12 protein-coding genes are annotated in these 12,895 nt (G+C 61.5%); 9 read left to right on the top strand and 3 right to left on the bottom strand.

Annotated elements, in window-relative coordinates:
* Positions 1 to 24 precede the first annotated feature (24 nt).
* A complete protein-coding gene (locus AC0Z8Z_RS14380; protein WP_485619536.1) occupies positions 25 to 1,980 on the bottom strand; it encodes a sensor histidine kinase in 1,956 nt (651 codons plus the stop codon).
* A 354-nt stretch (positions 1,981 to 2,334) separates the two neighbouring features.
* Here AC0Z8Z_RS14380 and AC0Z8Z_RS14375 point away from each other — a divergent pair, with 354 nt between their 5' ends.
* The 4 genes from AC0Z8Z_RS14375 to AC0Z8Z_RS14360 all read left to right on the top strand — a co-directional run bounded on the left by AC0Z8Z_RS14375 (position 2,335) and on the right by AC0Z8Z_RS14360 (position 5,888).
* Positions 2,335 to 3,132 carry a hydroxymethylpyrimidine/phosphomethylpyrimidine kinase gene (locus tag AC0Z8Z_RS14375; protein WP_485619535.1) on the top strand — a complete coding sequence of 266 codons (798 nt, stop codon included), beginning with the start codon at positions 2,335 to 2,337 and terminating at the stop codon, positions 3,130 to 3,132.
* Between the two features lie 23 nt (positions 3,133 to 3,155).
* Positions 3,156 to 3,782, top strand: a complete 627-nt coding sequence (gene thiE, locus AC0Z8Z_RS14370; protein ID WP_485619534.1) for a thiamine phosphate synthase — start codon at positions 3,156 to 3,158, stop codon at positions 3,780 to 3,782.
* 57 nt (positions 3,783 to 3,839) lie between these two features.
* Positions 3,840 to 5,123 (top strand): glutamate-1-semialdehyde 2,1-aminomutase, encoded by a 1,284-nt coding sequence (hemL, locus tag AC0Z8Z_RS14365; protein WP_485619533.1) that lies wholly within the window; start codon positions 3,840 to 3,842, stop codon positions 5,121 to 5,123.
* 198 nt (positions 5,124 to 5,321) lie between these two features.
* Positions 5,322 to 5,888: a tetratricopeptide repeat protein gene (locus AC0Z8Z_RS14360; RefSeq protein WP_485619532.1), complete on the top strand. Its 567-nt coding sequence runs from the start codon at positions 5,322 to 5,324 to the stop codon at positions 5,886 to 5,888.
* A gap of 6 nt (positions 5,889 to 5,894) precedes the next feature.
* Here AC0Z8Z_RS14360 and AC0Z8Z_RS14355 read toward each other — a convergent pair whose 3' ends face one another.
* Positions 5,895 to 6,221, bottom strand: a complete 327-nt coding sequence (locus AC0Z8Z_RS14355; RefSeq protein WP_081569306.1) for a DUF1820 family protein — start codon at positions 6,219 to 6,221, stop codon at positions 5,895 to 5,897.
* Between the two features lie 131 nt (positions 6,222 to 6,352).
* Here AC0Z8Z_RS14355 and miaB point away from each other — a divergent pair, with 131 nt between their 5' ends.
* The 5 genes from miaB (at position 6,353) to lnt (ending at position 11,864) form a co-directional block, all read left to right on the top strand.
* On the top strand, positions 6,353 to 7,681 hold the full coding sequence (gene miaB, locus AC0Z8Z_RS14350) for a tRNA (N6-isopentenyl adenosine(37)-C2)-methylthiotransferase MiaB (RefSeq protein ID WP_172609812.1): 1,329 nt from the start codon (positions 6,353 to 6,355) through the stop codon (positions 7,679 to 7,681).
* A 263-nt stretch (positions 7,682 to 7,944) separates the two neighbouring features.
* A complete protein-coding gene (locus tag AC0Z8Z_RS14345) occupies positions 7,945 to 8,961 on the top strand; it encodes a PhoH family protein (RefSeq protein WP_485619531.1) in 1,017 nt (338 codons plus the stop codon).
* A complete protein-coding gene (ybeY, locus tag AC0Z8Z_RS14340) occupies positions 8,954 to 9,469 on the top strand; it encodes an rRNA maturation RNase YbeY (RefSeq protein WP_485619530.1) in 516 nt (171 codons plus the stop codon). Before AC0Z8Z_RS14345 ends, ybeY begins: the two co-directional genes overlap by 8 nt.
* 5 nt (positions 9,470 to 9,474) lie before the next feature.
* Positions 9,475 to 10,317 carry a CorC family transporter gene (locus tag AC0Z8Z_RS14335; protein ID WP_065988361.1) on the top strand — a complete coding sequence of 281 codons (843 nt, stop codon included), beginning with the start codon at positions 9,475 to 9,477 and terminating at the stop codon, positions 10,315 to 10,317.
* 26 nt (positions 10,318 to 10,343) lie between these two features.
* Complete coding sequence (gene lnt, locus AC0Z8Z_RS14330; protein ID WP_485619529.1) at positions 10,344 to 11,864, top strand: apolipoprotein N-acyltransferase; 1,521 nt, start codon at positions 10,344 to 10,346, stop codon at positions 11,862 to 11,864.
* 218 nt (positions 11,865 to 12,082) lie between these two features.
* Here the strand turns inward: lnt and AC0Z8Z_RS14325 are convergent, their stop codons facing one another.
* A complete protein-coding gene (locus AC0Z8Z_RS14325; RefSeq protein ID WP_485619528.1) occupies positions 12,083 to 12,844 on the bottom strand; it encodes a YdcF family protein in 762 nt (253 codons plus the stop codon).
* Positions 12,845 to 12,895 lie beyond the last annotated feature (51 nt).

The raw sequence follows: 12,895 nt of genomic DNA, 5'->3' as shown, positions 1-12,895 counted from the left end.
TTGAATTTGATAAAGACGAGCGCCCTACACCGTTTGCGCGGCGATCTGCACGTCCAGGCTCAAGCGGAACTGGCTGCCATTTCCCGGCTCGGACTGATGGCTCAGGCGCCCGCCCTGCAATTCAATCAATTGTCGGCAAATCGCCAGGCCGATGCCCAGCCCGCCGTATTCCCGCGTCGTCGAGCCGTCCACCTGGAAGAAATTGGCGTACAGCGTTTCTTCATCAAGACGGCTGAAGCCGATGCCGGTGTCGATGACGTCGATCACCAGCCGCACGTGTTCAGCGTCTGCGCGCTGGCCATTGACGCGGACTCTAATGGACCCGGTCTTGGTGAACTTGATCGCGTTGTCCAGCAGGCACTCCAGGCACTGGCGCAACTTCACGCCGTCACCTTCAAGGCTGTCCGGCAGCGTCTCGTCCAGTTCAACACTCAGCGCCAGCGCCTTGTTGCGGGCCAGCGGTTCGAAGCCGCTGCGAAGCTGAAACAGCACATGACGCAGGCTGAACGGCTCGTTGCGCACGGTGATCCGCCCGGCTTGCAGTTCGGTCAGGGTGAGGATGCCGTTGACGATGCCCATCATGTTTTGTGCGGAGTCGGCGGCGGTCTGGCGATACAGCTCGATCTCGCTCTGCGCCGCGTCCATCTGCATCAATTCCAGCGAACCGATCACACCGTTCATGGGCGTGCGCAGTTCATGGGTCAGCGTGGCGAGAAACTCGTCTTTCAATCGGTTACTCACCGCCAGTTGCTGGTTGAGGGTCTCAAGCCCCTGCCGCGATTCCGCCATGATCTGCGCCTCGCGCTCGCGCATGGCGTTGATGCGGTCGGCCAATGCCAGCGAGAGCAACGCCACCTCGATCACCGAACCAATCTGGCTGGCGTACATGGTCCAGAAGTTGTTGGGCAGGTGCCCGAGCAGCATGGTCGCGTTGACCACCCCACCAATCAGGAACGCCGACCAGCCAATAATGAAATACCGCGCGACCCGTCGTCCCTTGAACCACGCCGCCACCCCGATCAGCAGCACGACCGGCGTGAACAGGAGCACCAGCCCGGTTACCAGGCGCAGCGCGACACCGTAATCCGTGCTCAATGCGAGCGCCATGATCACCGCAGCGCAAACCATCATCACGAGCAACGGCACGTCCAGCCAGCGACCCAGGCTGGGCGTCTGCAGGAATCTTCGGGTGAACTGGCTGGCAAACAGGATCGCGGCGGCGATCAGGAACGTCGTCGAGGTATTAGCCCACCACGGATTGTTCGGCCAGAAATACTCGATCGCCGCGCCGTTAACCGACACCTGATACAGGCCGAAGAAGCTGATGTAGAGGATGTAATGCAAATACGCGGTGTCACGCACGCTGAGGTAGATGAACAGGTTGTAGACCAGCATCACTGCCAGCACGCCGTAAATCATGCCGAGGATGTACAGGCGCGACGGCTGCTCTTCTATATAAGCGTGACTGGCCCACAGATTGAGCGGCGCCTGCACCGAGCCGTGACTGGCGACGCGCAGGTAAACGGTCTTGGTTTCGTGGGCGTTCAGGTTGAGATCGAACACGTAGTTGTTCTGCTTAATCTGCCGACTGGCAAACGGCAGCATGTCGCCGGTCTGCCACGCCAGACTGGGGCGCGCATCGCCGTCGCCGAGGTACAGATCAACGTGGTCCATGGGCGGATAGGCGAGTTCCAGTAACCAGTCGGCGGATGCCATTGGGTTGGCGGGACGATAGGTCAGCCGCACCTTGAGCCAGAAGGCGGAGCGCGAGTAACCGGCGTTGAGCGACGGACCGACAAGGGGGCGGAAACGCGCGGCGCCCTCGGGAGATGAGACTTGCTGGATGGTGGCATCGCCGGTGAGGTCTTCGAACACTTGGGTGTCGCGCCCCAATGCCAGGCTGCGGGTGTTCTCATCGAAATCGACGGCGCTGGCGAACATCGGCAACAGGCAGAGGAGGGTGATCAGCACCAGACGCATGGGACACCCCCTCGTCGCTGATGAAGGGCGTGAGCCGCCGTGGAATCGTGGGTCGGCTTCACAATTCTGCGAGCGACCGTAGTATCGGTCGAGGGGGTCAGCGGGCAACGCACTTGCATTTACTCTTTTGGCGGAACAGATCAAGCGCCACAGGATAGCGACTGATAGCTCGATGACACCATCTAAATCTCCGGTCCCACTGGATGTCTTCGATCTCACCGTAGGAGCCCGGCGGGTAGTGCTGCAAAATGAATGGCGCACACACCCGCCCCTTCCCGGCTGAAGCCGGTCCTACTAAAGCACGGCGCGCACTCAGTGGGACCGACAAAAACTTTAGTGGTAAGCTCGCGCACCATGAATATCTATAGCTCCCGCCCTGTTGTCCTCTGTCTCTCCGGCCACGACCCCAGTGGCGGCGCCGGCTTGCAGGCAGATATCGAAGCCTTGCTTGCCCAGGGTTGCCACGCCGCTCCCGCCGTTACTGCCCTGACCGTTCAGGACACCGTTAATGTCACTGACTTTCGGGTGCTGGATCGCGAGTGGGTGCTGGCGCAAGCCAATGCCGTGCTCAACGATTCCACCGTCGCGGCGGTGAAGCTGGGGATGTTGGGCTCGCTGGAGATGGTCGACACCATCGTCGAACTGCTGGCCGCTCATCCGCATCTGCCGATGGTCTGCGATCCGGTGTTGCGGGCCGGTGGCGGCGGTCGACTGGGCAAGGACGAGGTGGGTTTCGCGATGCGCGAGCGTCTGCTGCCACTCGCCACAATCGCCACGCCGAACCTGCCGGAAGCGCGCATCCTCGCCGAGCTCCCCGAAGGCACTGCCGACGAATGTGCCGAGAAGCTGCTGCCGTTCTGTGAGCACTTGTTGATCACCGGCGGTCATGGCGATGAGCACGAAGTTCACAACCGTCTGTACATCCGCGGCGGGCAGTCACGCACCTTTACCTGCCAGCGCCTGCCGGGCAGTTATCACGGCTCCGGCTGCACACTGGCCAGCGCACTGGCGGGCAGACTGGCCCAAGGTCAGGACCTGATCGGTGCTGTGCAAATGGCGCTGGACTACACTTGGCGCACGCTGCGCGATGCCGAACAGCTGGGCCGGGGACAATTCGTTCCGCGCCGCCTGCCGCTGGATTTCTGCTCGTAACGCCACGAAAAAGAGGCACCTTCATGAGATTACGTGGCTTGTATGCCGTGACCGACAGCCAGCTGTTGGCCGGCAAATTCCTGTCTTACGTCGAAGCCGCCCTCGATGGCGGCGTGACCCTGCTGCAATACCGCGACAAATCCGGTGACGAGACCCGCCGCCTGCGTGAGGCCTCGGCGCTGCTCAAGCTGTGCGAGCGCTACAAGACCCGCCTGATCATCAACGACGACGCCGAAGTGGCCGCGCGCCTGGGCGTTGGCGTGCACCTTGGGCAATCCGACGGCTCGCTGCCGGACGCCCGTGCCCTGCTCGGTCACAAAGCCATTGTCGGGGCGACCTGCCACGCGCAACTGGAGCTGGCCGACAAGGCCAAGGCCGACGGCGCCACCTATGTCGCCTTCGGACGCTTCTTCAATTCCCAGACCAAACCCGGCGCGCCCACCTGCAGCCTCGACCTGCTCAGCCAGGCGCGCAAGCGCATCAATCTGCCCATCGCGGTGATTGGTGGCATTACCCTGGATAACGCCGCGCCGCTGGTGGCCCACGGCGCCGATCTGTTGGCCGTCGTGCACGGGCTGTTCGGCGCTGAAACCACTCAGGAAGTCACCCGCCGCGCACGGGCTTTCAACGATTTGTTCAAGCCCGCCTGATTTTTGATCAGGCCGGTTACGCACTCATTCATTCCCGATTCAAACAGAGACCTCATCATGTCCCGTTCTGAAACCCTCTTCGCCAACGCCCAGAAACACATCCCCGGCGGCGTCAACTCGCCGGTCCGCGCTTTCAAAAGCGTCGGTGGCACGCCGTTGTTCTTCAAACACGCGGCGGGCGCTTACGTCACCGACGAAGACGACAAGCGTTATGTCGATTACGTCGGCTCGTGGGGTCCGATGATTCTGGGTCACAGCCATCCGGACGTGCTGGATGCCGTGCGCAAGCAGTTGGAGCACGGCCTGTCGTACGGCGCGCCGACTGCGATGGAAACCGAGATGGCCGATCTGGTCTGCTCGATCGTGCCGTCGATGGAAATGGTGCGCATGGTCAGCTCCGGCACCGAAGCGACCATGAGCGCGATCCGCCTGGCCCGAGGGTTTACCGGCCGGGACAGCATTATCAAATTCGAAGGCTGCTACCACGGCCACTCCGACAGCCTGCTGGTGAAAGCCGGCTCGGGCGCGCTGACCCTGGGCGTGCCGAGTTCGCCCGGCGTCCCGGCGGCGTTCGCCAAGCACACGCTGACCCTGCCGTTCAACGACATCGAAGCGGTCAAGACGATGCTGGCTGACGTCGGCCAGGAAGTGGCGTGCATCATCGTCGAGCCAGTGGCCGGCAACATGAACTGCGTGCCGCCTGCGCCGGGTTTCCTGCAAGGTCTGCGCGAGGCCTGCGACGAGCACGGCGTGGTGCTGATATTTGATGAAGTGATGACCGGTTTCCGGGTCGCCCTCGGCGGGGCGCAGGCCTATTACGGCGTGACGCCGGACCTGAGCACTTTCGGCAAGATCATCGGTGGCGGCATGCCGGTCGGCTGTTTCGGCGGCAAACGCGAAATCATGTCGCACATCGCGCCCCTGGGCCCGGTGTATCAGGCCGGCACGCTGTCGGGTAATCCGCTGGCGATGGCGGCGGGCCTGACAACGCTGCGCCTGATCAGCCGTCCGGGTTTCCACGACGAACTGAGCGCCTTCACCACGCGCCTGCTGGAAGGCCTGCAACAGCGCGCTGATGCCGCCGGCATCCCGTTCGTGACCACACAGGCGGGCGGCATGTTCGGCCTGTACTTCAGCGACGCCAAAGAAATCGTCACCTTCCAGGACGTAATGACCAGCGACGCCAATCGCTTCAAGCAGTTCTTCCACTTGATGCTGGAAGGCGGCGTGTACCTGGCGCCGAGCGCGTTCGAAGCGGGCTTCACCTCAATCGCTCACGGCGACGCGGAGTTGCAGCAGACGCTGGACGCGGCCGAAAAGGCTTTCGCTCAACTGAAATGACGGGCTTAGCGGGCGGAACGGAGTCCGCCCGCCTACCTGCAGCCTGCTCAACCTCCCTGAATTCAGGGCAATCAAGCCCGCGCAGCAGAAAATCAGTAAAGACTTTGTAAGGTTGCCCCCGCTTATTTCATAATGCGCAGCCAGCACGTTTCGCTGGACGGGCATGCCCGCACCTTTTTCAGAGGTAAGTCGACTTCCATGAATCGCACCGGCCGCGCCCTTGCATTGGGCTGCCTGTTGCTTCTTCATCCCCTGCTGGCAAATGCAGGTGGCAACTCGTTGTTGATCCCGGCGGTGGGTCGTTGCACCCTCAATACCCAGCCAGACAACCTGCCAGCAGCGTTGTCCGCTTGTCAGCAGGCGGCTCAGGATGGGGATGCGCAGGCGCAATACGAGTTAGGGGAGTTCTACTACGAGGGCAAAGGTGCACCGCGCGATCTGCCCCAGGCGCTCAACTATTTCGAAAAAGCTTCGTTGCAAGGACATGCTCAGGCGCAGTACCAACTGGGTTTGATGTTCTTTCGTGGCGAAGGGGTGCAGGCCAATAACATTCAGGCGTACATCGTGCTGAAGATGGCGGCGGTCAACGGTTCGGAAGATGCGCTGGATCAGGCGGATGAAGTGTCCGCGCAGATGAAGCGCGAAGATCTGCAAGTGGCCACCCAAGTGCTCGGGCAGATCTTCCGCAAATACCTGCTGGAGCTGCAGACCGCTGAAGGACGCACACCGTTTGCGCCCTTCCCTGACGACAGCGCCAAGCCTTAACCGGGATTACTTGTCCGGCATCGGCATCGGAAACGGCATGACGTTGCCGGTCTGACGCGCTTCGGAAATCTTCGCGGTGCCCATCCGCTCCACTTCATCGATCCGCACGATCGAGTGCATCGGCACAAAGCTGCGCACAACGCCATCGAACTGCGCTTTGAGTTTCTCTTCGCTAGGGTCGACCACAACGGTGGTGCGCTCGCCGAAGACGAATTCTTCCACTTCCAGAAAACCCCACAGATCGCTCTGATAGATCTGTTTGGCGTACATCTCGAACACCTGTCCCTGGTTGAGAAAAATCACCTTGTAGATTGGAGCTTCGCGTTTGGTCATAACAGGCAGGCAGTGATCAGCGTTTTGAAAAGGGCGCGAACTATAGCATGCCGCTGGTTAGACGACGCTAGGAAGCCGGGGCCCGCATCCCTATAATGCGCGGTTCTTTGAATCACCTGATGAACCCCCGCATGGCCAAGAAGCTTTACATCGAAACCCACGGTTGCCAGATGAACGAGTACGACAGCTCGCGCATGGTCGATCTGCTGGGCGAACATCAAGCACTGGAAGTCACCGCACGGGCGGAAGACGCTGACGTCATCCTGCTCAACACCTGCTCGATTCGCGAGCGGGCGCAGGACCGGGTGTACTCCCAGCTTGGCCGCTGGCGCGAATTGAAGCTGGCAAATCCGGAAATGGTCATCGCCGTCGGTGGCTGCGTGGCAAGTCAGGAAGGCGCGGCCATCCGCGACCGCGCGCCTTACGTCGACGTAGTGTTCGGCCCGCAGACCCTGCACCGTCTGCCGGAAATGATCGACGCCGCGCGCATCACGCGCCTGCCTCAGGTCGACGTCTCGTTCCCGGAAATCGAAAAATTCGACCACTTGCCCGAGCCCCGTGTCGATGGCCCGAGCGCTTATGTGTCGGTGATGGAAGGCTGCAGCAAGTACTGCACGTTCTGCGTGGTGCCTTACACCCGTGGCGAAGAAGTCAGCCGACCGTTCGACGACGTCATCAACGAGGTGCTTCACCTGGCCGAGAACGGCGTGCGTGAAGTGACCCTGCTGGGCCAGAACGTCAACGGCTACCGTGGCACGACCCACGACGGACGCCTCGCTGATCTGGCCGAACTGATCCGCGTGGTTGCCGCCATCGACGGCATCGACCGCATTCGCTACACCACCTCGCACCCGCTGGAATTCTCCGACAGCCTGATACAGGCCCACGCGGAAGTCCCGGAGCTGGTGAAGCATCTGCACTTGCCCGTGCAATCAGGTTCCGACCGGATTCTCGCGGCGATGAAGCGCAATCACACCGTACTCGAGTACAAGTCACGCCTGCGCAAGCTGCGCGCAGCGGTGCCGGACATCTGCATCAGCTCCGACTTCATCGTGGGCTTCCCGGGCGAAACCGAGAAAGATCACCTGCAAACCATGAAGTTGGTGGAAGACGTCGGCATGGATTTCTCCTACTCCTTCGTTTACAGCGCGCGCCCCGGCACACCCGCGGCCGATCTGGCCGACGACACTTCAGAAGAGGTGAAGAAAGAGCGTCTCAAGCAGCTCCAGGACCTGATCAACCGTCAGGGCCTGGACATCAGCCGCAAGATGGCCGGCACAGTGCAGCGCATTCTGGTCACCGATTACTCGAAGAAGGACCCCGGCGAACTGCAGGGCCGTACCGAGAACAACCGGATCGTGAATTTCCGCTGCGACAACCCCCGGCTGATCGGCCAGTTCACCGACGTCTACATCGACAGCGCCCAACCTCACTCACTGCGCGGGTCGTTGTTGCAATAAGCCAAAGCGCCCCAATGTAGTCGCCACGCATGAGTGTTTGTGCGCAGGCACGGGCACCGAATCAGGTGCCGGACAGCAGCCATACGTCGGCTGCACCGGCGCGCAATTCAGTTCGCAAGGCCGGCAGGCTGTCTGTTAGAGGGCACCCTGCCGGGTGTCTGCACACCTCATTTATCCATTCGTGAGTGAACCCTTCCGGACACTGCCTGCAGGGGTTATCCTTCACGTCACTTCACATTGCCGTCGGGCGGCCCAAAACCACTTTGAACGCACCTATCGAACCACATCGCTTCAGCCTCGAACCTATCGAGGCTCACCGCTTCGCCAATCTGTGCGGGCAATTCGACGAGCACCTGCGCTTGATCGAACAGCGCCTGAACATCGAGATCCGCAATCGCGGAGCCCAGTTCGAGATGATCGGCGAGCGCAAACAAACCACCTCGGCAGAAAACCTGCTGCGCCGGCTGTATCGGGAAACGAAAGCGACCGAACTGTCCCCGGACATGGTTCATCTGTTCCTGCAGGAGTCCGGCGTTGAAGAACTGGACAACCACCCTGCTGCGGAAGTCGGCGTCGCTCTGCGTACCAAGAAAGGCATGATTCGCCCGCGTGGCTTGAATCAGCAGCGGTACGTGAAGGAAATCCTCGCCAACGACATCAACTTCGGCATTGGCCCGGCCGGTACCGGCAAGACCTATCTGGCGGTGGCGGCTGCGGTGGATGCGCTTGAGCGCGAAACCATCCGCCGCATCCTGCTGGTGCGTCCTGCCGTAGAAGCGGGCGAAAAGCTCGGCTTCCTGCCCGGCGACCTGTCCCAGAAAATCGACCCGTACCTGCGCCCGCTGTATGACGCGCTGTACGAAATGCTCGGCTTCGAATACGTCGCCAAGCTGATCGAGAAGCAGGTGATCGAAGTCGCGCCGCTGGCTTATATGCGCGGTCGCACCCTTAATAACAGCTTCATCATTCTCGACGAGAGTCAGAACACCACCGTCGAGCAGATGAAAATGTTCCTGACCCGTATCGGTTTCGGCTCCACGGCCGTGATCACCGGTGACGTCACCCAGATCGATCTGCCCAAGGGCACGAAATCCGGGCTGAACCACGTCATCGACGTGCTCAAGGACGTGCCGGGCATCAGCTTCACCCACTTCAAGCCCAAGGACGTCGTGCGCCATCCGCTGGTGCAGCGCATCGTCGAAGCGTACGAGCGCTACGAAGAACGCAACGACACTCCGGCCGCCCCCCAGGGTTCACGGGACACTCGCCGCGATGCTTGAGCTGGATCTGCAACTCGCGAGTCAGGCCAGCGCCCCGAGCGAAGCCCAATTCCGCCTCTGGTGTGAAATGGGCCTGCGCCAGCGTTCGGCCGACTCGGAACTGACCGTTCGCCTTGTCGACGAAGCCGAAGGCCGGGAGCTGAACAACACGTGGCGGCACAAGGATTACGCCACCAACGTGCTGTCGTTTCCTGCCGACGTCCCCGACGAGATGCTGGACATTCCGCTGTTGGGCGATCTGGTCATCTGCGTGCCTGTCGTCACCCGTGAAGCCGCTGAACAAGGCAAGTCACCGGACGCCCATTGGGCGCATCTGGTCATTCACGGCTGTCTGCATCTGTTGGGCTACGATCACATCGATGATGACGAAGCCGAAGAGATGGAAGCGCTGGAACGGGAGTTGCTTGCAGAGCTTGGCTATCCGGATCCTTACGCCGACGACGAAACCGTCAACACCCCGCATTCCGACACACCCCATTTAGAAACATCAGCCAAGGACCACGAGTAAGGGCTATGAGCGAAGACCGATCGAGCAACGGGCAAAAGTCATGGTTGGGCAAACTGACCCAGGCATTTGCCCATGAGCCGAAAAACCGTCAGGAGCTGCTGGAGCTGCTGCGCGAAGCCCATCAGAACAAGCTGCTGGACAGTGAAGCGCTGGCCATCGTCGAAGGTGCCATCCAGGTCGCGGACCTGCAGGTCCGCGACATCATGGTGCCGCGTTCGCAGATGATCAGCATCAAAGCCAGCCAGACCCCACGCGAGTTTCTGCCAGCCGTGATCGACTCGGCGCATTCGCGCTACCCGGTCATCGGCGAAAGCCACGATGACGTGCTGGGTGTATTGCTCGCCAAGGACCTGCTGCCGCTGATTCTCAAGGAAGACGGTGGCAGCGGCGACGTGAAAAGCCTGCTGCGCCCGGCGACCTTCGTCCCTGAGTCCAAGCGCCTGAACGTGCTGTTGCGGGAATTCCGCGCCAACCACAATCACATGGCCATCGTCATCGACGAATACGGCGGCGTGGCGGGTCTGGTGACCATCGAAGACGTGCTTGAGCAAATCGTCGGCGACATCGAAGACGAGCACGACGTTGAGGAAGACAGCTACATCAAGCCGCTGCCCAGTGGCGACTTCCTGGTCAAGGCGCTGACCCCGATCGAGAGCTTCAACGAGTTCTTCGACAGCGGGTTCTCCGATGACGAATTCGACACCGTGGGCGGTCTGGTGATGAATGCATTCGGGCATCTGCCCAAGCGTAATGAAATCACCGAAATCGGCGCGTACCGTTTCCGCATCCTGAATGCCGACAGCCGTCGTATTCACTTGCTGCGCCTGAGCCCGATCAACCGCACGTAACGCCCTACCCGCTTTAAGGAATGTAAATGCGCTGGATCACCCGCCCCGGCTGGCCCGGTAACCTGCTGGCCATGGTGGCCGGCGCGTTGATTACCCTGGCCCTGGCACCGTTCGATATCTGGCCACTGGCGATTGTTGCGCTGGTGGTTTTCTACCTCGGCCTGCGAGACCTCACACCGCGTCAGGCCCTCTGGCGCGGCTGGTCCTACGGGTTTGGCCTGTTCGGCGGCGGCACCAGCTGGATTTACGTCAGCATCCACACCTACGGCGAGGCGCCGGTCTGGCTTGCCGTGTTCCTGATGGTGCTTTTCTGTGCGTCGGTGGCGTTCTTCTTCGCCCTGCCAGCCTGGATCTGGGCCCGCTGGATCCGCCGCAACGAAGCCCCGCTCGCCGATTCACTGGCCTTCGCGGCGCTGTGGTTCGGCCAGGAAATGTTTCGCGGCTGGTTCCTCACCGGTTTCCCCTGGCTCTATTCCGGCTACAGCCAATTGGACGGGCCCCTCAAAGGCCTCGCGCCAGTGGGCGGCATGTGGCTGATCTCCTTCGTGCTCGCGTTGAGCGCCGCTTTGCTGTGCAACTTGCCCCGCTTGCGGACGCGCGCGCCGAAGCTGGCGGCTGGCATCGTGTTGCTGCTGGCACCCTGGATTGCCGGGCTGGCGCTGAAAAATCACGCCTGGACCGAGCCTTCCGGTCAGCCACTGACCGTCGCGGCCATGCAGGGCAACGTCGAGCAGAGCATGAAGTGGGACCCGGCGGCGCTGAACGCGCAACTCGCCCTGTACCGCGACATGACGTTCACCTCGAAAAAAGCTGACCTGATCATCTGGCCGGAAACAGCGGTGCCTGTTCTCAAGGAGTCGGTGGAAGGTTACCTGTCGGTGATGGGCAAGTTTGCGGCCGACCGGGATTCGGCGCTGATCACCGGCGTACCGCTGCGTGAGAAAGGCACCCATGGGGAATACCGTTACTACAACGCCATTACCGTCACCGGCGAAGGCGATGGCACATACCTGAAACAGAAGCTGGTGCCGTTTGGCGAGTACGTGCCGCTGCAGGACCTGTTACGCGGGCTGATCGGTTTTTTCAATCTGCCAATGTCCGACTTTGCCCGCGGGCCGTCCGGGCAAGCGCTGTTGCAGGCGAAGGGTTATGAAATCGCGCCGTTCATTTGTTATGAAGTGGTGTATCCGGAGTTCGCCGCAGGGCTGGCGGCGCAAAGCGATCTGCTGCTGACGGTGAGCAACGATACCTGGTTCGGCACCTCCATCGGTCCGCTGCAGCATTTGCAAATGGCGCAGATGCGCGCACTGGAAGCCGGCCGCTGGATGATCCGCGCCACCAACAACGGCGTCAGCGCGCTGATCGACCCGTTTGGCGAAATCACCACCACCGTGCCGCAATTCGAACGCGCGGTGATGTACGGCGAAGTGACCCCGATGCAAAACCTCACACCGTACCTGCACTGGCGCTCATGGCCGTTGATCGTGCTGTCGCTGGTGCTGATCGGCTGGGCATTCTTTGCCGGCAGGATGGCGAAGGCGGTGTGAGCCCCTTGCCGGCTCTCTGCGGTAGAGGTCCCGGCGTCCTAACACAGTGCCGTCGTGCAGCGAACGCAACCTTGTGGGAGTGAGCTTGCTCACGAAGACGGCACATCAGCCGCCGGAGATCTAGCGGCTGCCCCGGCCTCTTCGCGAGCAAGCTCGCTCCCACATGGACAGTGCCTACCGCACCACCTTGGGTCCTCCACGACGCCAAGGCAATTCTGTCACCGGTAAAACAACCGATACCCCACCATCCCCGCCGCTTCATTGATCAACTGCCCGTTCTGCCACACTGCCCTCGCCTCCGGCGTCCAGCCACCGAACGGGCGGGCGTTGTCCACGCTGAGGAATCCCACAGGCGCCGGGACCACGGTGAATCCGGCCTTCTCAAAACTCCAGACCGAACGCGGCATGTGCCACGCCTGGGTCACCACGACCACACGCTTGATGCCTTGGGGCAATAACATCGCGGCGGTCATGTTGGCGTTTTCCCATGTCGTGCGGCTTTCCCCTTCCAGCCAACGGACATTCACCCCAAAGTCGTCGCGCAGGGAGTCGGCCATGATCGCCGCCTCGCTTGGCGGCTCGCCGTAATGCAGCCCGCCCGTTGTGAGGATCGGCAGGCCCGACGCCTTCGACAAGCGCGCGGCGTACCTCATGCGCTCCAGCGCAACGCCCGTCGGGATGTCAGTGCCCCAGCTCGGGTCGTTGCGCTCACGGCCTGACCCTAGAATCACGATCGCATCTGCACGTTGAGCCAGCGTTGCCCACTCGCTCTGCGGCAGCGGCGGAATGCGCTCGATACCCTTCGCCGACCACTCCACCACAATGGGCAGACTCATTGCGGTCATGCCGCCAACGCCGATGACGAACAGCACCCGCGCCAACACTGGCCGGCGATTTCTCAACCACCAGGCAAGCACCAATATCAGCAGGAACAGGCCCGGAGGCAGCAGCAGGTTTTTGATGAAGTAACGAAAGGGCATCGGGCATCTCCAAAGATGCCCGAAGCCTAGAAGCAATGACGCTAAGCAGCA

The organism is Pseudomonas sp. 1L-C-7-B-C1 (assembly GCF_057291635.1).
This window is presented reverse-complemented; position numbering and strand designations above follow the sequence as displayed.